The sequence below is a fragment of the Azospirillum sp. UENF 312511 genome (assembly GCF_058780635.1).
Genome location: NZ_JBSNCG010000005.1, coordinates 434,881 through 460,832, shown reverse-complemented (window position 1 = coordinate 460,832; position 25,952 = coordinate 434,881). Strand labels below are relative to the sequence as shown.

24 protein-coding genes and 1 pseudogene are annotated in these 25,952 nt (G+C 68.4%); 13 read left to right on the top strand and 12 right to left on the bottom strand.

Features of this window, described 5'->3' with window-relative positions:
* Positions 1 to 60: 60 nt before the first annotated feature.
* The 3 genes from exbB to ACWPN7_RS30620 are packed head-to-tail and all read left to right on the top strand — an operon-like array spanning position 61 to position 2,277.
* Positions 61 to 1,008, top strand: a complete 948-nt coding sequence (gene exbB, locus ACWPN7_RS30630; protein WP_456529526.1) for a tonB-system energizer ExbB — start codon at positions 61 to 63, stop codon at positions 1,006 to 1,008.
* 4 nt (positions 1,009 to 1,012) lie between these two features.
* A complete protein-coding gene (gene exbD, locus ACWPN7_RS30625) occupies positions 1,013 to 1,435 on the top strand; it encodes a TonB system transport protein ExbD (protein WP_492273656.1) in 423 nt (140 codons plus the stop codon).
* Positions 1,432 to 2,277, top strand: coding sequence for an energy transducer TonB (locus tag ACWPN7_RS30620; RefSeq protein WP_459197118.1), 846 nt, complete (start codon positions 1,432 to 1,434; stop codon positions 2,275 to 2,277). Before exbD ends, ACWPN7_RS30620 begins: the two co-directional genes overlap by 4 nt.
* A gap of 36 nt (positions 2,278 to 2,313) precedes the next feature.
* Here ACWPN7_RS30620 and ACWPN7_RS30615 read toward each other — a convergent pair whose 3' ends face one another.
* The 3 genes from ACWPN7_RS30615 to ACWPN7_RS30605 form a co-directional block, all read right to left on the bottom strand.
* Entirely contained in the window at positions 2,314 to 2,940 is a 627-nt protein-coding gene (locus ACWPN7_RS30615; RefSeq protein ID WP_014241772.1) for a response regulator transcription factor, read from the bottom strand.
* On the bottom strand, positions 2,924 to 4,582 hold the full coding sequence (locus ACWPN7_RS30610) for an ATP-binding protein (protein WP_459197119.1): 1,659 nt from the start codon (positions 4,580 to 4,582) through the stop codon (positions 2,924 to 2,926). The genes ACWPN7_RS30615 and ACWPN7_RS30610 overlap by 17 nt, the downstream gene beginning before the upstream one ends.
* Positions 4,583 to 4,730: 148 nt before the next feature.
* Positions 4,731 to 5,990: a Glu/Leu/Phe/Val family dehydrogenase gene (locus ACWPN7_RS30605; protein ID WP_040136510.1), complete on the bottom strand. Its 1,260-nt coding sequence runs from the start codon at positions 5,988 to 5,990 to the stop codon at positions 4,731 to 4,733.
* 296 nt (positions 5,991 to 6,286) lie between these two features.
* Between ACWPN7_RS30605 and ACWPN7_RS30600 the strand changes: the two genes are divergently transcribed.
* Both ACWPN7_RS30600 and ACWPN7_RS30595 read left to right on the top strand, forming a co-directional pair.
* Entirely contained in the window at positions 6,287 to 6,679 is a 393-nt protein-coding gene (locus ACWPN7_RS30600) for a GreA/GreB family elongation factor (RefSeq protein ID WP_051658490.1), read from the top strand.
* A 249-nt stretch (positions 6,680 to 6,928) separates the two neighbouring features.
* Positions 6,929 to 8,005, top strand: coding sequence for a DUF2325 domain-containing protein (locus ACWPN7_RS30595; RefSeq protein ID WP_040136512.1), 1,077 nt, complete (start codon positions 6,929 to 6,931; stop codon positions 8,003 to 8,005).
* Positions 8,006 to 8,029: 24 nt separating this feature from the next.
* Here ACWPN7_RS30595 and ACWPN7_RS30590 read toward each other — a convergent pair whose 3' ends face one another.
* Positions 8,030 to 10,051 carry a methyl-accepting chemotaxis protein gene (locus ACWPN7_RS30590; RefSeq protein WP_459197120.1) on the bottom strand — a complete coding sequence of 674 codons (2,022 nt, stop codon included), beginning with the start codon at positions 10,049 to 10,051 and terminating at the stop codon, positions 8,030 to 8,032.
* Between the two features lie 325 nt (positions 10,052 to 10,376).
* Here ACWPN7_RS30590 and ACWPN7_RS30585 point away from each other — a divergent pair, with 325 nt between their 5' ends.
* Positions 10,377 to 11,462 carry a hypothetical protein gene (locus ACWPN7_RS30585; protein WP_492273655.1) on the top strand — a complete coding sequence of 362 codons (1,086 nt, stop codon included), beginning with the start codon at positions 10,377 to 10,379 and terminating at the stop codon, positions 11,460 to 11,462.
* Positions 11,463 to 11,478: 16 nt separating this feature from the next.
* On the opposite strand, the gene ACWPN7_RS30580 is transcribed toward ACWPN7_RS30585, so the two are convergent.
* From ACWPN7_RS30580 to ACWPN7_RS30570, 3 genes and pseudogenes are all read right to left on the bottom strand, one after another.
* Entirely contained in the window at positions 11,479 to 11,880 is a 402-nt protein-coding gene (locus ACWPN7_RS30580) for a DUF1398 domain-containing protein (protein ID WP_459197121.1), read from the bottom strand.
* Positions 11,881 to 11,912: 32 nt separating this feature from the next.
* The gene (locus ACWPN7_RS30575; protein WP_492273748.1) at positions 11,913 to 12,053 is read right to left on the bottom strand and encodes a hypothetical protein; all 141 of its coding nucleotides are present in this window, start codon (positions 12,051 to 12,053) and stop codon (positions 11,913 to 11,915) included.
* A gap of 97 nt (positions 12,054 to 12,150) precedes the next feature.
* A pseudogene (locus tag ACWPN7_RS30570) lies at positions 12,151 to 12,372 on the bottom strand (MarR family winged helix-turn-helix transcriptional regulator); the annotation flags it as partial.
* A 415-nt stretch (positions 12,373 to 12,787) separates the two neighbouring features.
* On the opposite strand from ACWPN7_RS30570, the gene ACWPN7_RS30565 reads away from it, so the two are divergent.
* The 5 genes from ACWPN7_RS30565 to ACWPN7_RS30545 all read left to right on the top strand — a co-directional run bounded on the left by ACWPN7_RS30565 (position 12,788) and on the right by ACWPN7_RS30545 (position 19,669).
* Complete coding sequence (locus ACWPN7_RS30565) at positions 12,788 to 14,278, top strand: methyl-accepting chemotaxis protein (RefSeq protein ID WP_492273654.1); 1,491 nt, start codon at positions 12,788 to 12,790, stop codon at positions 14,276 to 14,278.
* Between the two features lie 305 nt (positions 14,279 to 14,583).
* On the top strand, positions 14,584 to 15,318 hold the full coding sequence (locus ACWPN7_RS30560; protein ID WP_349620083.1) for a substrate-binding periplasmic protein: 735 nt from the start codon (positions 14,584 to 14,586) through the stop codon (positions 15,316 to 15,318).
* A gap of 55 nt (positions 15,319 to 15,373) precedes the next feature.
* Entirely contained in the window at positions 15,374 to 16,156 is a 783-nt protein-coding gene (locus ACWPN7_RS30555; protein WP_349620211.1) for a substrate-binding periplasmic protein, read from the top strand.
* Between the two features lie 13 nt (positions 16,157 to 16,169).
* Positions 16,170 to 19,211 (top strand): hybrid sensor histidine kinase/response regulator, encoded by a 3,042-nt coding sequence (locus ACWPN7_RS30550; protein WP_459197123.1) that lies wholly within the window; start codon positions 16,170 to 16,172, stop codon positions 19,209 to 19,211.
* Between the two features lie 53 nt (positions 19,212 to 19,264).
* Positions 19,265 to 19,669 (top strand): response regulator, encoded by a 405-nt coding sequence (locus ACWPN7_RS30545; protein ID WP_040136529.1) that lies wholly within the window; start codon positions 19,265 to 19,267, stop codon positions 19,667 to 19,669.
* Between the two features lie 25 nt (positions 19,670 to 19,694).
* Here the strand turns inward: ACWPN7_RS30545 and ACWPN7_RS30540 are convergent, their stop codons facing one another.
* Complete coding sequence (locus tag ACWPN7_RS30540; protein WP_103040367.1) at positions 19,695 to 20,924, bottom strand: sensor histidine kinase; 1,230 nt, start codon at positions 20,922 to 20,924, stop codon at positions 19,695 to 19,697.
* A gap of 402 nt (positions 20,925 to 21,326) precedes the next feature.
* Between ACWPN7_RS30540 and ACWPN7_RS30535 the strand changes: the two genes are divergently transcribed.
* On the top strand, positions 21,327 to 21,569 hold the full coding sequence (locus ACWPN7_RS30535; RefSeq protein ID WP_081863304.1) for a hypothetical protein: 243 nt from the start codon (positions 21,327 to 21,329) through the stop codon (positions 21,567 to 21,569).
* Positions 21,566 to 22,003 (top strand): hypothetical protein, encoded by a 438-nt coding sequence (locus tag ACWPN7_RS30530; protein ID WP_040136531.1) that lies wholly within the window; start codon positions 21,566 to 21,568, stop codon positions 22,001 to 22,003. Before ACWPN7_RS30535 ends, ACWPN7_RS30530 begins: the two co-directional genes overlap by 4 nt.
* A 30-nt stretch (positions 22,004 to 22,033) precedes the next feature.
* Here the strand turns inward: ACWPN7_RS30530 and ACWPN7_RS30525 are convergent, their stop codons facing one another.
* The 4 genes from ACWPN7_RS30525 to ACWPN7_RS30510 form a co-directional block, all read right to left on the bottom strand.
* Positions 22,034 to 22,810: an SDR family NAD(P)-dependent oxidoreductase gene (locus tag ACWPN7_RS30525; RefSeq protein WP_040136532.1), complete on the bottom strand. Its 777-nt coding sequence runs from the start codon at positions 22,808 to 22,810 to the stop codon at positions 22,034 to 22,036.
* Positions 22,811 to 22,959: 149 nt separating this feature from the next.
* On the bottom strand, positions 22,960 to 23,865 hold the full coding sequence (locus tag ACWPN7_RS30520; RefSeq protein WP_459197124.1) for an SMP-30/gluconolactonase/LRE family protein: 906 nt from the start codon (positions 23,863 to 23,865) through the stop codon (positions 22,960 to 22,962).
* A 5-nt stretch (positions 23,866 to 23,870) separates the two neighbouring features.
* Complete coding sequence (locus ACWPN7_RS30515; RefSeq protein ID WP_014241796.1) at positions 23,871 to 25,406, bottom strand: tripartite tricarboxylate transporter permease; 1,536 nt, start codon at positions 25,404 to 25,406, stop codon at positions 23,871 to 23,873.
* An 18-nt stretch (positions 25,407 to 25,424) separates the two neighbouring features.
* On the bottom strand, positions 25,425 to 25,952 hold the full coding sequence (locus ACWPN7_RS30510) for a tripartite tricarboxylate transporter TctB family protein (protein WP_051658493.1): 528 nt from the start codon (positions 25,950 to 25,952) through the stop codon (positions 25,425 to 25,427).

Here is a 25,952-nt window from a genome sequence, read left to right as displayed (position 1 = left end):
AATGAGAGTCGTTCGCACTATACAGGAAGGAAGTCAGCCGCAAAGAAGTTTGAACCGCCAATGTTCACAGCGCTTCACACCCGTTCCATCGCCGCGATGGCCGCCGCCGGCACCTTCCTGTCGAGTGGGCTTGGCTGGGCGCAGGGCGTCCCCGCAACCAACGGCGGCGCTCCCGCGGCACCGGTCCCGGCCCCGATGGCGCCTCCCGTGACGGCGCCCGCCGCCGACGCGCTGGCGGCCCCGCTGGCCGCGCCGGACGCTGCGGCGGGAGCGGCCGCCGGGCTGGACCACATGACCGCCGCGACGGCGATCCTGCCGCACGACCTGTCCCCCTGGGGCATGTTCATGGCGGCGAGCCCGGTGGTGCAGGCGGTGATGATCGGGCTGGCGCTGGCCTCGGTGGCGACCTGGACCATCTTCCTCGCAAAATCGGTGGAGTTGTCGAAGGCCAAGCGCAAGGCGCGGGCCTCCCTGGCGGCGCTGGAGCAGGCGCGTTCGCTGACTCAGGCGGCCGAGAGCATCGGCTTCGAGAAGACCCCGGCCACCGCCTTCCTGCGCGCCGTGATCGCCGAGGCCCACCAGTCCGCCGACGCCCCCTCGCAGGAGGGTCTGAAGGAGCGCGCGGCCTCCCGCCTGGAGCGGATCGAGGCGGCGGAGGGGCGGCGCATGATGCGCGGCACCGGCATCCTCGCCAGCATCGGCTCCACGGCCCCCTTCGTCGGGCTGTTCGGCACGGTGTGGGGCATCATGGTCAGCTTCATCGGCATCGCCAAGTCGCAGACGACCAACCTCGCCGTGGTGGCGCCGGGCATCGCCGAAGCGTTGCTGGCGACGGCCATCGGCCTCGTCGCGGCCATTCCGGCGGTGGTGATCTACAACGGCTTCGCCCGCTCGATCGGCGGTTACCGCGCCCAGCTCGGCGATTCGTCGGCGGCGGTGCTGCGGCTGCTGAGCCGCGACATGGATCGTCGCGCCTTGCCGCGCGCCGTGTCCAAGGCGGCGGAGTAAGACCATGGCGGCGCGTCTGGACGACGGCGACGATCTCACCGAGTTGCACGACATCAACGTCACGCCCTTCATCGACGTGATGCTCGTGCTGCTCATCATCTTCATGGTGGCGGCCCCGCTGGCGACGGTGGACGTGCCGGTGGACCTGCCGGCCTCGACCGCCCAGCCGCAGCCGCGGCCTGACAAGCCCCTGTTCCTGACCATCCAGGCCGACAAAAGCCTGTCGGTGGGCGACACCCCGGTGGCGCGGGAGTCCCTGGCGGCGGCGCTGGACGGGGTGACGAACGGCGACAAGGGCGCCCGCGTCTTCCTGCGCGCCGACCGTAGCGTGGATTACGGCGCGCTGACCGAGGTGATGAACGCGTTGCGCGCCGCCGGCTACCTGAAGATCGCCCTGGTCGGGCTGGAAGGCGCGGCCGCGAAATGAGCGTGGCGACCTTCGATCCCAACGACCTTCCGGACGGCGAGGAGCGCACCGCGCCCACCCTGGCGCGGTGGGGCGGCAGTCTGGTGATCGTGCTGGGCGCCCACGCCCTTCTGGCGCTCGCCGCGCTGTCCTGGCACGTCGCGATGGAAGAGGCGCCGGCCATGGCGCCCGCGGTGATGCTCGACCTGCCGCCGATGCCGCAAGCGCCGGCCGCGGAGCCGACGCCGACGCTGGAATCGATGCTCCCCGAACCGGAGCTGCCGCCCGAGCCGGTGATCGAGCCGGAACCGGAGCCCGAGCCCATCCCCGAGATCGCCCCGGAGCCGCCGCCGCCCGTGCCGGCGGAGGTCGCCCTGCCGGAACCGCCGCCCAAGCCGAAGCCCAAGCCCAAGGAAGAGCCCAAGCCGAAGCCCAAGGCCGAACCGCCGAAGCCCCGCCCGCAGCCGCAGGCACAGCCCAAGCCGGTGACGGAAGCCCCGGCCAACGCCGCTCCTGCCGCCGCACCGCCCGCGGGCGCGCCGGCCCAGGCGGCGCCGGTTCCGCGCAACAGCAACGCGCTGCCCACGTGGCACGGTGCTGTGCTCGGCCATCTGGAGCGCTACAAGCGTTACCCCCGCATCGCTCAGATGCGGCGCCAGCAAGGCGTTCCGCAGGTCCACATCACGCTCGACCGGCAAGGCCGGGTGCTGGCGGTGCGGCTGCACAAGGGCTCCGGCTTCGAGGCGCTGGACGAGGAGACGATCGCTCTGGTCGAACGCGCCTCCCCGCTCCCGGCCCCTCCGCCGGACGTGGCGCAGGACCGCATGGAGCTGGTGGTGCCGGTGCAATACTTCCTGCGCTGAATTCGACCGCTCACGCGCCGATGACGTGGATGCGCATCACGGTATGTGCATCCACAGGCGCATGAGTTCCGGAACCGTCCGGATGTCGAGTTTGCTGAGAATGTTCGCCCGGTGGGTCTCCACCGTGCGGACGCCGATCCCGAGGCGGATCGCAATGGCCTTGTTGGCGCAGCCCTCCACCATCAGCGCCGCGACGTCCCGTTCGCGGGGGCTGAGAAGGGCCAGCTTTGCCAGGGCGGACTCCGCGGCGGAGCGGTCCCGGCGCTGGTGGGCGTCGCGCTGCAAGGCCTCGTGGATGCGGCGCAGGAAGACGCCGTCGTCGAACGGCTTTTCCAGGAAATCGACCGCTCCGGACCGGAAGGCGGTGACGGCGGAACTCACCTCGCCATGGGCGGTGATGATGATCACCGGCAGGCCGCAGCCGCGCCGGGACAGTTCCTCCTGAAGCTCCAGCCCATCCATGAAGGGCATGCGGAGGTCGGCCACCACGCAACCCGGCTGCTCCGGACTGTAGCGGTGCAGGAATTCCAGCGCGTTGACGAAGGTGCGCACGGACAGGCCGGCCACCTCGACCAGAACGGAGAGCGCGTCGCGGACCGCCTCGTCGTCATCGATGATGAAGACGGTCGGTTCGCCGGTGGAGGTTTTATCGGTCTGGGTCATGGGATGGCCGGGTGTCCGAACGGGCTGCGGGCAGAAAGACCTGGAAAACGGAGCCGGTCGAACCGGTGCGGCCGAGCCACAGCCTGCCGCCGTGGCTTTCGACGATCGACCGGCAGATGGGCAGGCCGAGTCCCATGCCCGCCGGCTTCGTGGTGGCGAAGGGCGAGTACAGATGGTCGACCATGCCCGCCGACACGCCGGGGCCGCTGTCCTCGACCTCGAAGGTCAGGCCATCCGGCGGCGTCGCCCGGACACGCAGGACAACCTCGCGCACCGGGCTGTCGGCCGCGGCGATGGCCTCGATGCTGTTGTGCACGAGGTTGAGGAGGACCTGTTCGATCTGGATGCGGTCGCACAGCACGAGGGGAAGCGGCTCGGCCATGTCCACCCGCAGCTGGACCCGGTTGTAGGCCGCGTCCCCCCGCACCAGCGTCAGCGTCTCGCGCAGGATCTCGCTGGCCGATTCCGGCGCCAGTTGCAGCGATCCCTTGCTCAGGAAGGTGCGCAGCCCGCGGATGACCTCGCCCGCGCGCTCCGCCTGGATCACCGCCTTGTCGATGAGTTCGTGGGCGCGCGGCGGCGTGTCGTCGCCTTCCAGAAGACGCTGGGCGGCGCGCGCGTAGCTGATGGCGGCCAGCAGCGGCTGATTCAGCTCGTGGGCCAGGGCGGACGCCATCTCCCCGGTCACCGTGAGGCGGGAGAGATGGGCCAGCTCGGTCTGGTGTTCGCGCAGCCGGACCTCGACCTCGCGCCGCTCGCTGACCAGTGCGCCGAGGAACAGGGCCGTGATGGCCAGGGCCAGCATCAGCGTCTGGTGATAGATGACCGCGCCCAGGGGAAGGCCGATCGCCTGCAGCCCGGCGATCAGGCCGCTCTGGATGGCCAGGGCCGCCAGCACCGCGCCCGGCAGGCCGTGCGACACGGCCACCCAGACGAGGGGCAGGAACAGGAGGTAGAACAGGTTGAACTGGCCGTCGCCGATGGGCAGGAAGACCAGCAGCAGGGCCGCGGCGATGGCCGCCGTCTGGGCGGCGGTGGGCGTCTTCGGCACGCTCCAGGCGGGCGTCTTGTCCGGCCGGTGCAGCAGGAGGACGAAGGGCGTGACCACGGCGATGCCGATGGCGTCGCCCAGCCAGTATTGGAACGCCAGCGTCGGCAGGTCGGCCGCGGACAAGGCCCCGTCGAGGACGAACACGCCGACGAAGACGGGCGCCACGACGGCGGCGCTCAGGAAGGTGACGCCAACCAGCCAGCCGACGTCGCGCACCCGGTTCAACGCCAGACCGATCGCCACCCGGTGACGCAGCACATGGGCCGCCGCCCCGTACCCGGCGACGATGGCGAGATTCGAGAGCAGCAGCGAGGAGACCGAGGCCGGATGCCCCCGCACCACCAGATCGGCCAGGATCAGCGTGGCGTAGACCATCGGCAGGCCGCGCGCGCCGGTCCACAGCAGAAGGGCCATGTAGAGCCCCGCCGGCGGATTCCACGGCGTGATGTTGAGGCTCGGGCGGGGGTGGATGAAGGTCAGCCAGTCGATGGGCAGATAGGCCGCCAGGAAGGCGAGCGACAGCACGACCATGTCCCGGCCGGTCAGGATGGCAGGCGCTCCCGTCGCACGGCTGGCGGGCGGAAAAGGCATCTCAAAACGGTCTTTCAGGCTGCACGGGCGCAACGGCACGGGTGGACGAGGCACGGACTATACGTCCACCCGGGGTGTTCGCCTATGCGATGGGCGCCTCTGCGATGGGCGGGGAGCCCGGCGGGCTCCCGTCCCCGCGACGCACGGATCAGCCGACGAAGAACGGCTGCGTTCCATGCGCGGCGATGGCTTTCGACAGCCGTTCCAGCGCGTGGGCGTAGGCCGCCGTGCGCATCGGAATGTCCTTGCCCGTGCCCATGTCCCAGACCCGGCGGCCCTCGGTCTCCATGATCACGCGCAGGCGCTCGTGAATCTCGTCGAGGCCCCAATAGTAGCCCTGGCGGTTCTGCACCCACTCGAAGTAGGACACCGTCACGCCGCCGGCGTTCGCCAGGATGTCGGGCAGGACGATGACGCCGGCCTCGTTCAGGATGCGGTCGGCGTCCGGCGTGACCGGGCCGTTGGCGAGTTCCAGGACGACGCGCGCCTTGATGAGCCCGGCGTTGCCCTTGTGGATCTGATCCTCCAGCGCCGCGGGGACCAGGATCTCGCACGCGGTGCCCAGCAGCTCGTCGCCGGTCACCGCACGGGCGCCATTCCCGGTGTAGGCGGTCACCGAGCCGCCCCGCTCCTTGGCCGTCTGCACGGCCTGCGGGTCCAGCCCGTCCTCGCAGACGATGGCTCCGCGGGAATCGGACAGGCCGACGATGCGGTAGCCGTCCGCGTGCAGCAGGCGGGCGATGTGGAAGCCGGCGTTGCCGTAGCCCTGGATCACCACCCGGCGGGCCGATCCGGACAGGCGCAGATCCTCTTCCAGATGCTTGATGAGGTAGTAGCCGCCGCGCGCGGTCGCGTCGTCACGCCCGAGCGAACCGCCGAGCGGCAGCGGCTTGCCGGTGATGACCGCCGGGCTCGGCTGGCGGACGATAGAGCTGTACTCGTCGGCCATCCACCCCATGATCATGGAGTTGGTGTAGACGTCCGGCGCCGGGATGTCGCGGTCGGGTCCGATCATGCCGGCGAAGGCCTGGACATAGGCCCGCGACAGACGCTCCAGCTCCGACTTGGACAGGCTGTGCGGATCGACCTTCACCGCGCCCTTGCCCCCGCCATAGGGCAGGTTCATCACCGCGCACTTGAAGGTCATCCAGAAGGCCAGCGTGGTCACCTCCTCCACGTTGGAACTCGGGTGGAAGCGGATGCCGCCCTTGGTCGGGCCGCGCGTGTCGTCGTAGCGGCACCGCCACGCCGGGAAGGAGCGTCGCGAACCGTCGTCCATGCGCACGGACAGGCGGACGCTCAACGTCTCCTTGGCGTATTTCAGTTTCTCGAGAACCTCGGAATCCACCTCGACGTGCTTGGCGGCTTCATCCAGGCGGCTCAGCGCCCCCGAAAGCAGATCGTCCATTCCTTTTCCCCATGGTTTCGGTCAGGCGCACCGAAGGTTGGCCGCATCTCCTTCCCGGAAGGTTCTGCTCACTTCCCCTTAGGCATATGACGGCCTTTTCTACTGGGGAATAACCCGGATCAAAATATCCGTATTACTACGGAAATATGGTAACATATTGAAAAACAGTGATAAATTTTTTACAGACCGATTTGCGCCTTGCGCTCCGTAATCATACGGATGGTCGCGGACAATGCCCGTGGGCGAGAGTTCATCCGGGCTTGAATCACCGCCGTCACGCAGTCGAGGACGCATTGATGATCGAGGGAACCGATCGGCCGCTGATCTGGATCGGACGCATGGATTACGGCCGCCTGCTGCGGGCGATGGACCGGCTGGCCGTGCAGGCCCCGGAGGTCTCGGCGTTCCTGTCGCGGGAGTTGGAGCGGGCGATCGTCCGCCCGGAAGGCGACCTCCCCCGGACGATCGTGCGCATGGGCAGCCGGGTGCTGTTTCGCCGCGACGACGGCATGCCGCCCGAATGGGGGGAACTGGTCTACCCGGACCAATTGCCCAAGGACGACCAGATCACCGTCGCCTCGCCGCTGGGGGTGGCCCTGCTCGGTCTCCGGGAGGGGGCCCACATGCCGTACAGCGACGCGGACGGAATCACACGCCGGCTGATGATCGAGCGCATTCTCCCGGCCTGAACCGCCTCTCCGGGAGTGGACTTGTGTCGCTCTTCATTTGCAAATGCGAATGAATCGCATTATTAGTAGAGCATGTTCCGCTCCACGGCCCCGCTTGGCTCCGGACGGAACCGGACACCCAACAGCCGAAGCCAATCGGGGGCGGAGACGATGTGTGAGCGTTGTCGGAAGACCGTGCCATCCTGCGTACTGGGACAGGCCAAACGCCGGAAGCTGTGGACGATTCCCACGGAGTATCATTGCTCGATCGTGGGCACCTGCCTGTCGTCGGAGGACGTGGCGTGGCTGTGCCGGCGGCTGAAGCTGGTCCCCACGGCGGACGCCCGCCCCTACGATATCCACCGCTATTTCGTGGAGAAGGCCGCTGAGGACGGGCCGGAAGCCCGGCTGATGCACAAGCGGCTGGACGAGACCTTCGCCGTCGCGGTGAAGCGCTTCGCCCGCGAGACGACCGAAGAGGGCTGGATGGCGCTGTGGACCGCCGCGGTGGCCTCGGGCGACGTGGCCGCCGCCTACTGGGGCGTGCTGAGCCATGGCGCCATGCCCGACGCGGTGCGGGTCCGCGCCTTCGCCGACGTGCACATGCTCTCCCACATCATGGGTGGCGAGAACCGGCGCCAATTGCGGGAGAACCGCGATTTGTCCCGGCGCTGCGAGGAGCTGACCGCCCGGCTGGCGAAGCAGGAACGCGCCGCCACCGAACGCGTCGCCGAGAAGGACGCCCGCATCCGGGAGCTGGAAGCACAGCTCGCCACCCAGCGGGCCGCGCCCGCGGTTCCGGAAACGCCCAACGTGCCGAAAGCCCCGTCGGTCCGGGCGCCGGGACAGGCACGGCTGCTGCGCACCATGGACGCCCTGCATCGCCGTGTCGCCAGCGAGCGCATGCGCGCTCGCCACGCCGAGGCCGAGGTGGAGCGGCTGCGCCGCCTGCTCGACCCGCCGGCCGCGCAACTCCGCCGCACCGCCGCCGCCGAGACGAACGCCCCGACCGACCTCGGCGGGCGGGCCATCCTCTATGTGGGCGGGCGGACCAAGAGCCTGCCCCACCTGCGGGCAGCGGTGGAGACGCGCAACGGCTGCCTGTTGCACCATGACGGCGGGTTCGAGCAGACGACCCGCTGCCTGGAAGGGCTGGTCGAGCGCGCCGACGTGGTGGTCTGCCCCGTCGATTGCGTCAGCCACGACGCCTGCCTGCGGGTGAAGGGGCTGTGCCGCCGCATGGGCAAGCCCTTCGTTCCCATGCGCAGCGCCGGCGCCACCAGCTTCGCCCGCATCCTGCACAGCTTCGGCCAGGACGGCGCCGGGGAGGAGTCCGCCCACCACTGAGCAGCGCCAGGACATTCGGCGCGGTCAGGCGCCGCGGACACCGGCGAGGAAGTCGCCGACCTCGCCGGTCAACCGCTCCGCCTGCTGCGACAGCTCCTGCGCGGCGCTCAGCACATGGGTCGCCGCCGTCCCGGTGTCGTTGGCCGCCTGTTGGACGCCGGCGATGTTGGACGCGACCTCCTGCGTGCCGGCGGCTGCCTGCTGGACGTTGCGGGTGATCTCCTGGGTGGCGGCGCCCTGCTCCTCCACCGCGGCGGCGATGGCCGTGGCGATCTCGTTAACCTCGCCGATCACGGCGGCGATGCCCTGGATCGCCGCGACGGCGTCGCGCGTGACGGTCTGCACCTGGACGATCTGCGCCGCGATGTCGTCGGTCGCCTGGGCGGTCTGGCTCGCCAGCGTCTTCACCTCATGCGCCACGACGGCGAAGCCCTTGCCGGCGTCGCCGGCGCGAGCGGCCTCGATGGTGGCGTTGAGCGCCAGCAGGTTGGTCTGGCTGGAGATCGCCTGGATCAGCCCGACCACCTCGCCGATGCGTTGGGCGCAACCCGCCATCAGCCGCACCGTCTCGTCCGTCCGGCGGGCGTCCGCGACGGCCCGCGTCGTGATCGCCTGCGACTGGGCGGCGCGGTTGCCGATCTCCCGGATGGAGGCGGTGAGCTGTTCGGTCGCCGCCGCCACGGTCTGCACGTTCGTGGAGGCCTGTTCCGACGCGGCGGCCACGGCGAAGGACTGCTGGTTGGTCTGCTGGGCCGCCGTGGACATGGAGCCGGCGGTCGCCTCCATCTCCGTCGCGGCGGAGGACAGCGTGCCGACCAGCCCGCTCACCTTGGCTTCGAAGCCGTGGGTCAGCCGGTCCAGCGCGACGGCCCGCCGCTCGCGCGCCTCCTGCTCGCGCCGCTGCTCCGCCTCCAGCCGTTCGCGAGCCACGGCGTGTTCCTGGAGAACCTGGACGGCCTGCGCCATGGCGCCGATCTCGTCGCGGCGTCCGGCACCGGGAATGGCCACCGCCAGATCGCCGTCGGCCAGCTGCCGCATGGCCCCGGTCATCGCGGTCAGCGGGTGGACGACCCGCCGGATCACCAGCAGCGAGCCCCCGACGCCCAGAAGCAGGCTGAGCGTGAAGACGGCGAGGCTGACGAGCAGGTCGGATCGCGCCTCCTCCGCGGTTCCCGCGACCGCCGCGTCGATGGCCGTGCCCACCGTGCCGGCCAATGCGAGGATGGAATCGATGCCCACCGTCGCCCGGACCATCCATTCGTCGGAGGTCAGCGGGTAGCGGCCATCGGCGCCGCCCTTCAGCACCGCCTGCCGGGTCTCGGCGAACGCTTGGAAATACGCGGCCTCGACCCCATCGATGGCCCGCGCGAGGTCAGGCGTGATATCCGGCCGGGTGCGCAGCGCGCGGATGCCGTCCCAGGCCTGCTCCAACCGCCCGCGGGACTTCGCCAGGGCTTCGGCCTGTCCGGGAGCGATGGGCCGGCTGCTGGCGACGAGGGCGCTGAACAGACCGCGCTCGCGCCCGGCGTGTTCGGCCATGTCCGCCGCGTAGCTACGCAGTTGGACAAGTTGCAGCGTTGCCGGTTTCGGCGGCGGAGCGACCGCCTCCAGCAACAGGCGCAAGGCGCCGATCCGTTCGATATGAGCGGTGATCGTGCCGCCGAAGCCCGATACCACGTCCGGCGACCGCTGGCCGGCGTCGCGGGCCAACGCCTCGTCCACCCCACGCCGGTAATCCCGGAATCGGCCCAAGGATGTCTCCACCTCACCCAGGCGCTGAGCATGCGACGCCATTTCGGGAAGGGCGGGCAGTGCATCCAGCGCGGCGCGCAACGCAGCGTCGGCGGCATCGCGGCGCTGTTGCAGCCGAGAGCGCCGTTCGGAAGGAATCGGGGTCGAGCCGTTCAGCGCTCCGTTGGTCGCGCCCCGTTCGAGGGCGAACTCACCGGCGACGACGACCAAGCCACCGGCCACCTGATTGACGTTCCGGTAGGCCGAAGCTGCCTCCACGCCGCGAAGGGCCGTGAACGCCGCGTCGCCCGCCATGAAAATTCCCAGAAGGGCAAGCCCGCCGACAATCACCGGTAGAATGACTTTGATGGAGAATAATCGCATGGATTTGCCCTCGAAAACGGATAGCATTCATCGACTCATATCCAGGTGATGATGCCTTTCCTTGATTTTGGTCAAAGGACCTGCAAACGCTCTGGTGCGAACGTGATCTGAGAAAAGTTCAAGTTTTAGCGACAGGTATTGCGGATTTGCTTTTGGAAAATTTCCAAGGGGCTTTTCAAAACGACAGGCTGACACACGGCTAAAGTTGCGAGGCACCGGTCCGCCCTGTGCTACAGTGCCGCCGGAAGGAGCCGTCATGCCGTCAGAACACCCGTCGCCCGAAGCCTCTCAGCCCAGCCAGAATGCCCCCGAACCTCTTCTGAAGCTGGGCGACGCGCCCCGCCCGGCCGCCATGCCCGACAGCCTCGCTGCGGACGTCGCGGGCTGGCGCTTCATCCTGCGCAGCCCGGTGGCCCCCAGCTTCTATTCCAAGCCGGGAACACCGTGGCTGGCGCCGCCGGAGGGCTGTCTGCGGGTCAGCGACCGATGGAATCTGGACGGCGCCTTCCCCACCGACCAGCCCGTCGAGAACGGCGCGCAATGGGCCGTCGCCCGGTTCGAGGGCGGCGCGTGGCGCGTGGAACGCTGTGTTCCGGCCGCCCCCCGCCCGGCGGTGCGCGACCTGCTGCGCCTGCGGGTTGAACGGCTGACCGCCGCCCGCCGCTGGACGCACGGCGACTTGGAGCTTCTGCACGGCCTGTTGGACGGCGGGACGCTGGCGGAGTTGGTTCTGCTGGCCGGTGACGAGGGGCGGGCGCGCTCGCTGCGGTCGCTGAAGGCGCTGGGCCTCGCCGGAGCGGCCTCGGCGGACGACCCGGAGCTTCCCGACGAGGCGAAGACCCTGCTCGCGGACGGCGCGGGGGGCGTCGTCTGGCTCGACGCCGACGCGCGGGAGATCGCGGACGGCATCCTGTCCTGGCACGCCAAAAAACAGGCGCGCGCCGCCGCGCGGGTGAGCCGGGGCGCCGAGGCGAAGCAGCGCGGCGACGACATCAAGGACGCACTGACCAAGGCGGTGCAACGGGCCTTCCCGCGCATTCCCAAGGAGGCCGCCGCCGCCGCCGCGGCGCGGCTGGCGCCCGGCGTGAAGAAGCTGGGCCGCATGCCGGCGCTGCAACCCATCGTGGACGCGGTGGCTGAGGTGCGGCTGGAGCGCTGGCGCCAGGCCGTGGCGTCGGAGCCGGAGGTGGCGAAGCGGTTGGCCGCCATGGAGGCGCGCGGCGACGCGAACCGCGCGCTCAAACGTTACCGCGACCAGCGGGCGGTCGAGCGCGCGGAGGCCGAGTTGAAGGAGTGGCGCGGCGACCTCGGCCCCGTGCTGTCCCGCCGCCTGGGCTGGTGACGGAGGAGCGGCGGCGTCAGTGTGTACCGGGGAACCACTCGGTGTGGCTGTCGCCGCTGCGGCCGTAATAGACGACCCGCCGGCCCAGGATGCTGACCATCCAGCCGGCGCAGCCGGCCCGCAGCACCCGCTCGCAGAAGCCGCCGTAGCGGATCGTTCCGGCCTGGATGGCGCGGACGGCGGATTCCACACCCTCCGCCGAGAACTCCATGGCCGGCGGCAGAGGGGAAGGCCGGGCCTCCACCCGCTCCGTCGTTCCGTCCGGGAGGTAATAGGTCGTTTCCGCGCGCACGAGATCGGTGTGGTAGCGCTCCACCCCCGCGACGGCCAGCGCCGCGACGACTTCGGGGAAGGTGATGCGCTCCTCGTCCGAGGCGCGGCTGCACTCCCGCAGGATGGCCGTGATTTTGGAATCCATGACGTTTCCTCGGTGCCCCGTGCGCGTCGCGGTCAATCGATGGGAATGGAGCGCAGCCCCATCCGGCGGACGATGCCCTTCAGCGTGTCCTCGATCCGCGCCCGCTCGGCGGGGTCGAGGTGGCCGAAGAAGTCGGCGTCGTTGCGGTCGGCCAGAGCGGACAGATCCGGCACCAGCGCCCGGCCCTCCGCGGTGAGCGCCAGAGTTCTGGTAACGCCGGTCGTCCGGGTCGGTGGTCTGGGTGAGCAGCCCCTTGGCGGTGAGACGGTCGGCCAGTTTCGAAATCGCTCCCCGCGTCATGCCCAGCCGGTCGGCGAGCAGGCTGGGCGCCACGCCGTCGCGGTCGTAGAGGTCGCGCAGCACCACCCACTCGGCGACGGTTACCCCCTGCCCCGCCAGCGTCGCGGCAAAGGCATGGGACACATGGTTCGACACGAAGCGCAGCCAATAGCCGAGATGCGCGTCGAGCGGGCTGATGCTCGAATCCGTCATCGGGCTCTCCTTGAGTTTCCTTGGAAACTATACCCAAGAAGTTTCCTAGTCAACTGACTGGATCGGTGCCTGGATATCCCGATGAAGCTGCTTTTTCTCGCAAAGACTCCCCCGGCAGACGGGATGACGTGTTTCAAAGTTGAAACGCGGAGAAGGCAGGAGATCGGAGGTCTGCCCGGTAATTTCCATTCCTGAGACGTTGCATAAATTAAGCGGATCGGGGGCGATCCGTTCAATCCAGGCCGAATCGAACAGAGTTCACCTCTTCTGTATATCACCAATGCGATAAACGATGAGGGTATGACTATTTGAAACTGCGCCTTGTGACAAATTAATTTGAAATCCATGATTAGTGGCATCTAAATCAATTCCGGATACGATCTGCCAGCCACCTCCACATGCCTCTGGTGATTCCATGTTCAAATTCATGTCAGCGGGACGCGCAGAGTTAAAGGCCAAGCTCGCGGCATTGGATGCCGCGCAGGCCATCATCGAACTTTCGCCGGACGGGATGGTTCTTTCCGCAAACAATAATTTCGCCGCGGCGCTCGGCTGCGGTCCGGACGAGATCCAAGGCCGGCATTGGTCATCGGTTCTTTCCCTGCAAAGTGAGGGAAGCAGCAACCCGCAGACCTTGTGGGATGCGCTGCGGCGCGGTGAGCCGCGGACCGTGGAATGCCTTCTTCTTGGCAAGACGGGGCGGGAGTCGTGGGCTCAGGCGATCTTCACGCCGATCCGGGACCGCGGGGGGCGGACCGTCACGATCGCGGCCTACATCCTGGACATCACCGCCGGCAAGCGCCGGTCCGCCGATCAGGAGGGGCAGATCGCGGCGGTCAACAAATCGCAGGCGGTCATCGAGTTCGACATCAACGGGAATGTCCTGACGGCCAACGCCAATTTTCTGGCCGCCATGGGCTACCGGCTGGACGAGATCGTCGGACGGCATCACGCCATATTCGTGGCACCGGAAGAGCGCGACAGCGACTGTTACCGCCGCTTCTGGGACGCGCTCCGTCGTGGAGAGCATCAGACGACCGAGTTCCGGCGGCTGCGCAAGGACGGCGGCGACGTCTGGATTCAGGCCAGCTACAACCCCGTCTTCGACCCGCAAGGCCGTCTGGTCAAGGTCGTGAAGTTCGCCACCGACATCACGGAGCGGGTGAGGGAGCGGCTGAACCGCTCCGACATCGGACGCACGGTGGACGGCGACCTCGGCCACATCACCCAGGCCATCGCCGACGCCAATCGCCAGGCCGCCGCCGCGGCGAACGCCGCCGCCCAGACCAGCCACACCGTGCAATCCGTCGCCGCCGGCGCCGAGGAACTCGTCGCCTCCGTCAACGAGATCAGCCAGCAGACGGCCACCGCCTCGGTCATCTCGAACGAAGCGGTCGGCGAGGCCGAGCGGATCGGCGCGACCGTCGAGGAACTGGTGGAGGCCGCCAAGCGGATCGGCATGGTGGTCAAGATGATCTCGGACATCGCCAACCAGACGAACCTTCTGGCGTTGAACGCGACCATCGAGGCCGCGCGGGCCGGGGAGAACGGCAAAGGCTTCGCGGTCGTCGCGTCCGAGGTGAAGGCGCTGGCGACCCAGGCGGCCAAGGCGACGGAGCAGATCACCTCGCAGATCGCCCAGGTCCAGGGGGCCACCGATTCCGCCGCCCGCGCCATCACCTCGATCGGCGGGACGATCCGCAAGTTGAACGGCATCTCCGCCGCCATCGCATCCGCCACCGAGGAGCAGAGCGCCGTCGTCCGCGACATCTCGGCCCATATGCAGGTCACCGCCGACGCCATCACGACCATCAGCGACAACATGGCCGGCATCGCCCGCGCCACTGAAGACGCTGCGGTGGCGACCGGAAAGGTCAAGGCGCTGTCGCACACCTTGGCGGCCTGATGGCCGCCGGACCGGACAAAACCCAGACGTGACACCGGCGATGGCAAATCCGTCCATGCCAGTGCCTCGTCATGTTCCAGAAATGAAACAACTTAAGGGATTAATACCAAGCTTGACCGGTCTTTTTGTGGTGGTATTGTCTCGTCGAAGCCGGAAAATCATCCGGCGAAAGCACTGAAATTCAATCGGTGCGCTTTGAGCATGCGGCAAGGAAACGCCGAGCGTGTGATGCGCGCCATCTTGCCGCTTTGCCGAGGCAATTCATGCACCGCCTGATGCCGTTTCGCACCGTCGCGACCTTGTGGATGGCCCTCCTGCTTTGCGTTCCGGTGGCATCGTCCGCCCATGCGGACGAAGTCTACCGGGTGCTGACCTGGAGGATGGCGCCCTACGCGATGGTGGACGAGCAGGGCAAGCTGACCGGCTTCGAGGTGGAGATCGCCCGCGCGCTGTGCGACACCATGGGCATCCGCTGCGAGATCACCGCGCTGCAGTTTCCGGAGGTCCTGGACCTGCTCGACCGCAACGCCGCCGACTTCGCCGTCGCCAGCATCCTGAAGACGCCGGAGCGGATGAAGAAATACCTCTTCACCGACCGCCACAAGCGGTCCAGTTCCAGCTACATCGGCCGGGCCGGCGAATGGGCCTCGGGCGTGGCGCCGGATCTGGCTGGCAAGCGCGTTTCGGTCACCCGCGGATCGAAGCAATACGACTATCTGACCGCGAAGAATGTCGGCTGCACGATCGCGATTTACGACGATCAGGCGGAGGCGCTGCGCGCCGTTCTCGACGGGCGGGTCGATCTGGCGCTGGCCCCGACCGCCGTCACCGTTCACCTCCTGACCAGCGCGGAGGGAGAGGCGCTGGAGGTGGTGGGCGATCCATTGACCGAGAGTGGACTGGGCGGCGAATCCGCCATCGCTCTGCCGCTGGGGCGCGAGGAGCTGCGCGACCGCGTCAACATGGCCCTGCGCGCCATCCTGGCGGACGGTCGGTACGACGCCATCAGTTCGCGATTCCTGCCCTTCCGGATGTACTGAGGCACCGATGGGTTTCCGCATGCGCATCCCCGCCGCACACGCTGTCTTGACCGCGGTGTTGAGCGCCGTGCTCCTGCTGACCGGCCTTGCCCTGCCGCAGCCGGTCCGGGCGGACGCGCCGCCGACCGGCCGGCCGTTTCTGCGCGTGGTGGTCATCGATCACTCCCCACCCTTCAGCGATCGCGACGCCGACGGGTTGCTGGTCGGCTTCAACATCGATTTCGGGCGCGAGTTGTGCCGCTCGCTGGGCGCGGTGTGCAGCTTCGACGCGGCCCCCTTCAAGCAGATCATCGAAGACGTCGCCGCGGGCCGCTTCGACATCGGCTTCGGCAACGTTCTGCGCACGCCGGACCGCGAGCAGCGGCTTCTGTTCTCCGTTCCCTATTGGCGGTCGAGCACCAGCTTGGTCGGGCGCCGAGGCATGCCGGAACTGAGCCTGGATGAGGCGATCCGCAGCCGGCGCATCGCCACCATCCGCGGCTCGCGGCAGCACGCGGCCCTGGTCCGTCTGGCCGACGCCGCTCCGGCGCTGCACGCCAATCTTGTGCCCGTTTCCACGCTCGACGATTTGTGGAGCGCCATGCGCAACGGCGAAAGCGACTTGGCCATCGGTCCGACGCTGAACGTGGTGCATTTCCTGCTGTCCGACGCCGGGGACGGATTCGAGACCATCGGCACCCCGATGTCGGAGGATGGGCTGGGCGGCACCGTGCACATCGTCTTTCCTCCCGGCCAGCACGAGCTGAAGGCGTCGGTGGACCGGGCCCTGACGGCCTTGCGCAACGACGGCACCTACCAGCGCATCAACCGCCAATACTTCCCCTTCGACATCTACTGAACCGGAACCGGCCATGGCGTCCGCCCGCGACCGCAGGCATCCCCGCGTACGGCTGCAGCCGGCGATTCTCACCGGTGGCGCGATCCTGCTGGCGCTGATCGGCCTGCTGTTCCTCGGCATCGTCGCGGAGCAGGGCAAGATGGAACGGCTGGCCGCCGACAGCCAGGACCGCATGGTGCCGCTGATCCTGGAGCGCCAGCGCGCCGTCGTGAATCTGGAACGGCTGAAGCAGTCGGGGGCGATCGTCCTGTCCGCCGATGACCCGCGCCGCCGCCGCGAGGCCCTGCTGGCCGCCCAGGCGCTGGCCTTCCACCCGACCTTCCAGTTCGATCCCGCGCTGAAACGGCAGGTGACCGACGCCTATTCGGTCATACGGCAGGTCTCCTCGGCGAAGGCGCATCGGTTGGAGAGCGCCGCCGCCGGCGATGCGCCCGTGCCCGCCGAGGAGGAGCGCCTCGCCGAGACATGGGCGCAGACGCTCGTTGAGCTGAACACGGTCGGCGACCGGCTGCTCGTCGACGTGACCGAGTTGACGGCGGGCCGCCTGGGCCAGATCCAGGAGCGCACCCGTCTGGTGTCGCGGGTCATCCAGTTCGCCTTCGTCGCGGTGCTGGCGATCTTCATCGCTGCGGGGCTGCTGATCCGCCGCCATGTGGTGCGGCCCCTGCTCTTCGCCGCCGACGGCCTGCGCCGCATCGGCGAGGGCGAGCGCGACATCCGGCTTCCCGGCGCCCGCACGCAGGAACTGGACAGCATCCTGAACGCCGTCGTCCGGCTGGGCACCCAGGCCGAGGAACTGCGCCTGACCCGCGACCGGGCGGAGGCGGCGTCCCAGGCGAAGGCCAGTTTCCTCGCCAACATGAGCCACGAGATCCGCACCCCGATGAACGCGGTGATCGGCCTGTCGCATCTGGCTCTGAAGACCGACCTGACGCCGCGTCAGCGCGACTACGTCCTCAAGATCAGCCAGTCCGGCCAGCATCTGCTGGGCATCATCAACGACATTCTGGATTTCTCCAAGATCGAGGCCGGGAAGCTGAGCGTCGAGCGCACCGGCTTCCATCTCGACAAGGTGCTCGGCACTCTGGCCGACCTGATCGCTGAGAAAGCCGCGGCCAAGGGGTTGGAGCTGATCTTCGACGTCGCCCAGAACGTGCCCAGCGACCTGATCGGCGATCCGCTGCGCATCGGGCAGATCCTGGTTAACTACGCCAACAACGCGGTCAAATTCACCGAGCGTGGCGAGATCGCCATCATCGTCCGGCTGGAGGAAGAGGTCGGGAGCGACCTGCTGGTCCGCTTCGAGGTGCGCGACACCGGCATCGGCTTGAACGATGACCAGAAAAATCAGCTTTTCCAGAGCTTCCAGCAGGCCGACGCCTCGACCACCCGAAAGTACGGCGGCACCGGCCTGGGGCTGGCGATCTCCAAGCGGCTGGCCGAGCTGATGGGCGGTTCGGTCGGGGTGGACAGCGTGCCGGGCCAGGGCTCCTGCTTCTGGTTCACCGCCCGGCTGGGCCGTGACAAGCCACGCCGCGTGCTGCTGCCGCGGCCCGACCTGCGCGGCCTGCGCTGTCTGGTGGTGGACGACAACGAGAACGCCCGCGTCGTGCTGACCGACATGCTGTCGGCCATGTCCTTCACCGCCGAGGCCGTGGAGTCCGGCCCCGCCGCCATCCAGGCGGCGCGGTTCGCGGCGCGTGAGGGCCGACCCTTCCGCGTCGTCCTTCTGGATTGGCAGATGCCGGGCATGGACGGGTTGGAAACCTCCGCCGGCCTCGCCGCGCTGGAGCTGGACCAAGCCCCCCACCACATCATGGTCACCTCCTATGGCCGGGAAGAGGTGCTGAGGGGCGCCGAAAACACGGCCATCGAAGAGGTGCTGTTCAAGCCGGTCAACCCATCCGCCCTGTTCGACGGCATCATGCGGGTTCTGGGCGCCGACGAGCAGGCCGCGGACATCCACCCGGTGCCAGCCGCCGCTCCAATCGCCGACCTGTCGCGCCTGCGCGGTGCCCGCATCCTGTTGGCCGAGGACAACGACCTCAACCAACAGGTGGCCTGCGAACTGCTGGGCGATGCCGGGCTGACGGTGGAGATCGCCGAGAATGGCGCCATCGCCGTGGACATGGTGCAGGCGGCCCACTACGACCTCGTGTTGATGGACATGCAGATGCCGGTCATGGACGGCATCGCCGCGACCCGGGAAATCCGCCGGCTGGACTTCACCGGTCTGCCCATCGTCGCGATGACGGCCAACGCCATGCAGGCCGACCGCGAGCGTTGCCTCGACGCGGGCATGAACGATTATCTGGCCAAGCCCATCGACCCGGACGCGTTGTGGGCGACCCTGCTGGTCTGGGTCACGCCGCGGCCGGGATTGGGCGCCGAGGCTCCGGCTCCTCTCCCCGCGCCGGCCGTGGAGGAACCGGGCGATTTGCCCACCGGCGTTCCCGGGCTGGACACCGCCATTGGGCTGTCGCGGGTGCTGGGCAAGAAGCGCCTCTACCTCGACCTGCTGCGCAAGTTCACAGCCGGGCAGCGCGGAGTGGTCACCGCCATCCGCACGGCGCTGGACGCCGGCGACCTCGCCGCGGCGGAGCGGTACGCCCACACGCTGAAGGGAACCGCCGGCAACATCGGCGCCCACCCCGTCCAGGACGCTGCCGAACAGCTGGAAGCGGTGATCCGCGACGCCCGACCACACCCGGAGATCGACGCGCGGCTGGCCGCGCTGGAGCCACCGCTGGGCGCCCTTCTCGCCCATCTGGACGCGGCGCTGGCGTCCAACGGCGACACCGCGCCGTCCGTGGCCCCGCCCGCCGCGGTGGATGCGGCCGCACTTCGCGCCCTGTGCGGCCGGCTCCGCCAGCTTCTGCTCGACAGCGACCCCGACGCCGAGGAGGTGCTGACGGCGAACGCCGACCTTCTGCAAGCGGCCTTTCCCGACCGGTTCGAGACCATCGCCGGGCAGATCCGCAATTTCGACTTCGACGAGGCCGCTGCCACCCTGGACGCAGCCTCGATCGACCGCGGCGTGACCGCCCAATCCTGACCGCCCAATCCTGACCGACGCCGGCCCGCCGGCTCCCAATTCGGAACATTTCCATGGACATCGCACCGCCCGCATCGGTTCCGGCCGGGAAGGCCACGATCCTCATCGTGGACGACACGCCGGACAACCTGAAGCTGCTCAGCAGCCTGCTGAAGGACAGCTACAGGGTCAAGGTCGCCAACAACGGGCGCAAGGCACTGGAGATCGCCGCCGCGTTTCCGCCGCCCGACCTGATCCTGCTGGACGTGGTCATGCCGGAGATGGACGGCTACGAGGTCTGCGCCGCCTTGAAGGAGGCGCCGGGAACTCGCAACATCCCCGTGATCTTCCTGACAGGACGGGCCGACGAGGCCGACCGGGAACGCGGCTTCGCCATGGGGGCGGTGGATTACATCGCGAAGCCAGTCGATCCCACGGCGGTGCTGGAACGTGTTGCCGCGCGCATTCCAGCCTGCTGACCGCAGCCGTCCCTGCGAGCCGGCCTCAGGCCGGCGCGTCGGCCAGAGCGGACACGCGCCGCGGCATACGGACGACGAAGCTGGCACCGCCGGCGGGCTGGCTTTCGACCTCGATGGTACCCTGAAGCACCTGATGGACGAGGTTGAAGGCGATGTAGAGCCCCAGCCCCGGATATTCGATGCCCCGGCGGGTGGTGAAGAAGGGATCGAACAGCTTGGGCAGATGCTCCGGGTCGATCCCCTTGCCGTCGTCGGACAGGCGCAGCTCCACCCAATCCTCCTCCCGCGGTGTGACCGACAGGACGACGCGCCCGTTCTGTCCGGGCCGGAAGGCGTGGGCAACCGCGTTGCGGATCAGGATGGACAGCACCTCCGACAGCGGGCCGGGATGACTGTCGATGGACAGGCCGGCGGGGCAGGACACGGTGAGGCTGTGCCCGGCCTCCCGCAGATGCGGGTCCAGCCCGAACAGCGCGTCGGAGAGATAGTCCTTGAGGTCGAAGACCCGCCGTTCCGATCCGGCGCGGTCCACCACCACCTGCTTGAAGCTCTGGATCAGGTTGGCGGTGCGCACGATGTTGGTGGTGACCAGCAGCGTCCCTTCCCGGGCGTTCTCCAGGAAGCGGGCGAGGTCGGACTTGCGGATCGCCCCGCCCTGGAATTGCGAGGCGAGCGATTCGACCAGGCCCGAGAGATGCGACACCGCGGTCAGGGCCACACCGATCGGCGTGTTGATCTCATGCGCGACGCCGGACACCAGCAGCCCCAGCGCCGCCATCTTCTCCGTCTGGATCAGATGCTGCTGCGTCTCCTCCAGCCGGCTGTGGGCGGCGCGCACTTCCTCGACGGTAGCCCGCAACGAGTCGGCGGTGGCCTTCAGCGACAGGTGATTCTTCACCCGCGCCAGGACGATGGGGGGACTGATCGGCTTGCTGATGTAATCGACGGCGCCCAGGTCCAGCCCGAACTTCTCATCCTCCACCGAGGTGCGGGCGGTGAGGAAGATCACCGGAACATCGCAAGTCCGCGGATCGGCCTTCAGGCGGCGGCACACCTCGTAGCCGTCCATGCTCGGCATCATGACGTCGAGCAGGATCAGATCCGGCGGATGGTCGGAGAAGGCGATGCGCAGCGCGGCATCGCCGTTGTTCACGGTCTTGACCGTATAAATGGATTTCAGGTGGCTGCTCAGCAGCGACAGGTTGTCGGCGGTGTCATCCACGATGAGAATCGTCGCCTTCGTCGGTGCTCCCATATCCGCCCCTTCCTCTTGCGGCGGACAAGACGATCCGGTGCTCCCCCGGTTTGGGGCGCCAGCCACAACCAGCGCATCACCGGCCTGCCGAAACACCCTCGTCCGCCAGAAGGGACCTTACAACGCGATTTTTTATCGTCAAAGACAATTTATCGGTGCTTAACAGCGGAACAACTCTCTCGACCGCTCATTTTCTGTCGAAAAAACAACTTAATTTTATGCATTGTCCGAATTTACCAAACACTGCGCCTTACCGGGGAACCGGCCGGCGCCCAAGGGCGTTTCCGTGTCCGCGAGCGGCGGCCAGGGCGCGAAAAAGTGGTAGCCCGCCCCCACCCGTCAAACTGTCACAGACCGCTCGTATAGTCCGTCCAACTTTGGAAATGCCTCGTGAATCCAGCCATGACGACACCGACACACGCCCGTACGCCCCAGATTACTCCCACGCCCAAACTGCATTGCGCCTGCTGCGGGCGTCCATTCACCCGCAGTTCCGGCCGCGGCCCCGCCCCGCTCTACTGCTCGGCGGACTGCCGGACGCAGATCCGCATCCGCCAGCGGGTGTGGTCGAACCGGCCCGGCTACGCCGCGAGCGGCACGCCCAACCACTGGGACGCCCGGTTCGAGACGGCCTGCGCATCATGATGAAGCTGGTGATCCACGACCGCCATTCCGCTGCCGGGCTGATCCTGCCGGAAGTCGCCCATATGCGCGATGTCGTGCGCGCCCTGCGCGGGCTGGAAACGGTGGACAGCGCGTCGGTGCTTCTGGAAGCCTTCGCGCGGCGCTGCCTGGAGGCCGGCGTGGCCTTCGATTCGACGGACCCGCTGACCGCCTGCTCCTTCTGCACCCATCTGGTGGAGGTGGAGGTCCATGCGGAGAACGGGGCGGCGCCCGTCCAGTTCGTCCGGCTCTACGACCGCGACGCCGACGGCATCCTCTGCCGCCGCCATCACGGCACCCTGCACGCCGTGGCCCGGCAACTGCGGTGCGAGGACGGCGTGCCCTTCCCCAGCCTGCCGGCCATCGCCGCCAAAACGGCGGCCTTCACAGCCGCCATCCCGCCGCGTCCGCTCTGACCGGGCGGACACGGACGGGACAGCCGATCATTACGGCATGTACTGGCCGCCGTTGACGTCGAGAACCTGCCCGGTGATGTAGCCGCTGCAGGCGTGCGACGCGAAGAACAGGAAGGTCGGGGCGCACTCTTCCGGACGGCCGAAGCGGCCCATCGGGAAACCGGAGCCGATGCGGGCCTTGGTGTCCTCGTCCTTGTCGGCGTGGAAGGCTGTGTCGAAGGTGCCCGGCGAGACCATGTTGAAGCGGATGCCGTCCTTGGTGTGGAAGGCCACCCAGTTCTTCTGGATGTTGTGCAGCCACGCCTTGGCCGCGCCGTACAGGCCGGCGCCCGGACCGCCGCCGGTGTAGCCGGCGACCGAACCGACCGAGATCACCGAAGAGGTGGTGCCGTTTTGCGCCGCCGCGGCCTTCAGGTGCGGCAGCGCGTGCTTGGTCACCATCAGTGCGGAGCGGGAGTTCAGGTCGGTCACCGCGTCGAAGAATTCGTCGTCGATCTCCGGCAGCGGCTTGCGCGCGACCAGACCGCCCGCGTTGTTGATGAGCACGTCGATGCCGCCGAAGCGCTCGACGAAGGCCTCGACGAGGGTGCCGCACGCCGCGCTGTCCGACACGTCGGCCTGGAGGAAGACGACCTCGCCGCCCAGCCCGTTCAGACGGGCCAGCGTGGCCTCCAGGTCCGCCGGGGTGCGGCGGCCATTCATGGCGACCTTCGCGCCGGCGCGGGCGAACGCCTCCACCGCCGCGAGGCCGATGCCCTGCGTGGAGCCGGTGATCAGAACGCGCTTGCCCTTCAGATCGTCAAACATTCCTTGCCTCTCGTGTCTTGGTCTTTAAGTTCCCTCTCCCCTCTGGGGAGAGGGTTAGGGTGAGGGGGTTCCGCTTGTGCCGAACGCACCGCCACGCACATCCCCCTCACCGGCCCTTCGGGCCACCCTCTCCCCAGAGGGGAGAGGGTTCAAACAGCCAGGCGGGGTTCCGGCAAGCCCTGGGCGCCGGGATCGAACATCAGGACGCGCCCGCCATGCGGGTCCTCGGCGAGGTCCGCCGGCCCGCGGCTGAGCGAGGTGACCAGCATCGTCCGCAGGTCCGGCCCGCCGAAGGCGCACATGGTCGGCTTGCGCATCGGCACTTCGATCCGCCGGTCCAACGCGCCGTTCGGGGTGAAGCGCTTGATGCAGCCCTCGTCCAGGCAGCAGATCCAGTAGCAGCCGTCGACGTCCACCGCGGCGCCGTCGGGACGCCCGACCATCGCCCGCATGTCGACGAAGGGGCGGCGGTTGGCAGCGGTGCCGGTGTCCGTGTCGTAGTCCCAAGCCCAGACCATCCGCACGTCGCGGTGGCTGTCGGATGCGTAGAGGGTGCGCCCGTCCGGGCTGAAGGCGGAGCCGTTGGGGATGATGTAGCCGCCGGTTCCGGTGTCCGTCAGCCCGTCGGCCCGCGTGAAGCGGTGCCACAGGCCGGAGGAGTCGCCCTTGCTGATGTCCATGACCATGCTGGACAGCCAGAACCGCCCCTGCCGGTCGCAGCGCCCGTCGTTGAAGCGCATGCCCTCCTTGGGGAAGCGGTGGGTGGCGAGGGCGGTGACCACCGCCTCCCCGCCTTCGCCCGGCAGATCGACGTCGAAGACGCCGGTCTCGCAGGCGCAGACCGCGCCGCCGTCCGGACGCAGGACGAGGCTGCCGATCATCTCCGGCAGGGTCCAGCGGCGGTGGGCGCCGCTGGAGGGGTCGAGCCGGTGGATGGTCCGCGCCGGGATGTCGATCCAGGTCCACGAGCCTTGCTCGGCGTCCCAGACCGGGTTCTCGCCGGTGCCGTTGCGCAGTTCGGGATCGAAGACGGCTTCCAGGCCAACGCTCGTCACGGTCGTCATTTCGCGGACCCTACGGTGCCGGCGGCCGCGCCGTCCGCGGTCGGGCCGTTGCCGCCGTTGCCCCGGAAGTAGCGCAGCAGCGGCAGCGCCAGAGTGATGACCGCGACGGTCAGCAGGCCGAGCGTGATCGGACGGGTGTAGAGGAAGTCCAGGCTGCCGCCCGACAGGGACAGGGCGCGGCGGAAGCTCGCCTCGGCCATCGGACCCATGATCAGGGCCAGGACGACCGGCGACGCCGGATAGTCCCAACGCTGCATGAAGAAGCCGACCACGCCGACCGCCAGCATGATGCCCACGTCGAACATGCTGTTGTTGATGGCGTAGGCGCCGACGACGCAGAGCGCCAGGATGAGCGGCGTCAGGATGGCGCGCGGCATCTCCAGCACCTTGCCCATCAGGCGCAGCGACGACAGGCCGATGATCAGCAGGGCCGCGTAGCAGAACAGCATGCCGGCGAACAGCGTGAACACCAGACCGGCGTGGTCCTTGAACAGCAGCGGACCGGGCTGGAGACCCTGCATGGTCAGCGCGCCCAGCATGACCGCGGTCACCGCGTCGCCGGGAATGCCGAGCGTCATCATCGGCAGCAGGTCGCCGCCGGTGCAGGCGTTGGCACCGGACTCGGCGGCCGCGACGCCCTTGATCTCGCCCTTGCCGAAATTCTCCGGATTCTTGGAGAAGCGCTTGGCCTCGTTGTAGGCGACGAAGGACGCGATGTCCGCACCGGCGCCGGGGATGATGCCGACGATGATGCCCAGACCCGACGAGCGGAGAATGGTGAAGATCAGGCCCTTGAAGACGCTCCAGGGCGGAATGATCCGGCCGATGTAGACCTTGACCTCGGCCCGCGTCTCTGGCTGGCCCAGCGACTTGAAGGCTTCCGACGCCGCGAACAGGCCGATCATCACCGGGATGAAGGGAACGTTCAGCAGCTCGTTGAAACCGCCGGTGAAGCGCGGGAAGCCGGCCATCGGGTCGAGGCCGACGGTGGACAGCAGAAGCCCGAGGAAGCCGGCGATCAGCCCCTTGACCAGGGAGTCGCCCGACACGCTGGTGATGATCGACAGGCCGAACACCGCGAGCGCGAAGGATTCGGCGGCGGAGAATTCCAGCGCGATGCCGGCCAGCAGCGGCGCCAGGAAGATCAGCATGAAGACGCTGAGGAAACCGCCGAAGCAGGAGGACAGCGTCGCCGTGCCGAGCGCGAGGCCGGCCTGGCCCTTCTGGCTCAGCGCGTAGCCGTCCATGGCAGTCGCGGCGGCGGCCGGGGTGCCGGGGATCTTGAGCAGGATCGCGGTGATCGAGCCGCCGAAGATGCCGCCGAAGAACACGCCGCACAGCATCAGGATGGCCGAGACCGGGTCCATGCCGAAGGTGAAGGGCAGCAGGATCGCGACGCCCATGGTGGCCGTCAGGCCGGGCAGCACGCCGATGATGATGCCCAGCGTGACGCCGATCAGGGCGAGCAGAAGCGGCAGGGGTTCGCTGGCAAGGTTGGCGAAGCCCTGAAGGAGCATGTCGATTTCATACATCTTCCATCTCCTCGCTGACTAGAACTCGCCCGTTTCGAACAGGCTTCCGTCCGGCAGCGGGATCTGCAGGGCGTACAGGAACACCAGATAGAGGAAGGCCGTGACCGCCACCGCGATGATCGGGGCGCGGACCCAGCTGCGCATGCCCATGAGCCGCATCATGCCGATGAGGAACACCACCGTCGTGGGCAGGTAGCCGATCAGGGACAGCATGTAGATGTAGACGGCGGTCGCGACCACGCCGATGGCCACCCGGTGGAACCGGAACGCCTCGGCCGGGGCTTGCGGCTCGGCGGGTGCGGCCTGGGCGCCGCGCTTGGGCATCAGCCGGCCGATGACCAGGATCGCGCTCAGAACGAGCAGCGCACCCGCGTAAATGATCGGAAAACGGGCCGGTCCGACATCGGTGTCGAGGCCGGCCATCGTCGGAAAACCGCCCGACACGACGATGGCCGCGACGGCGACGGCGGCGACCACGGCGCCGGCGAAGAGGTCGGCCGAACGCGGCGTTCCCGACCCCGGAGTTCCACCAGAGGAATGGCTCAT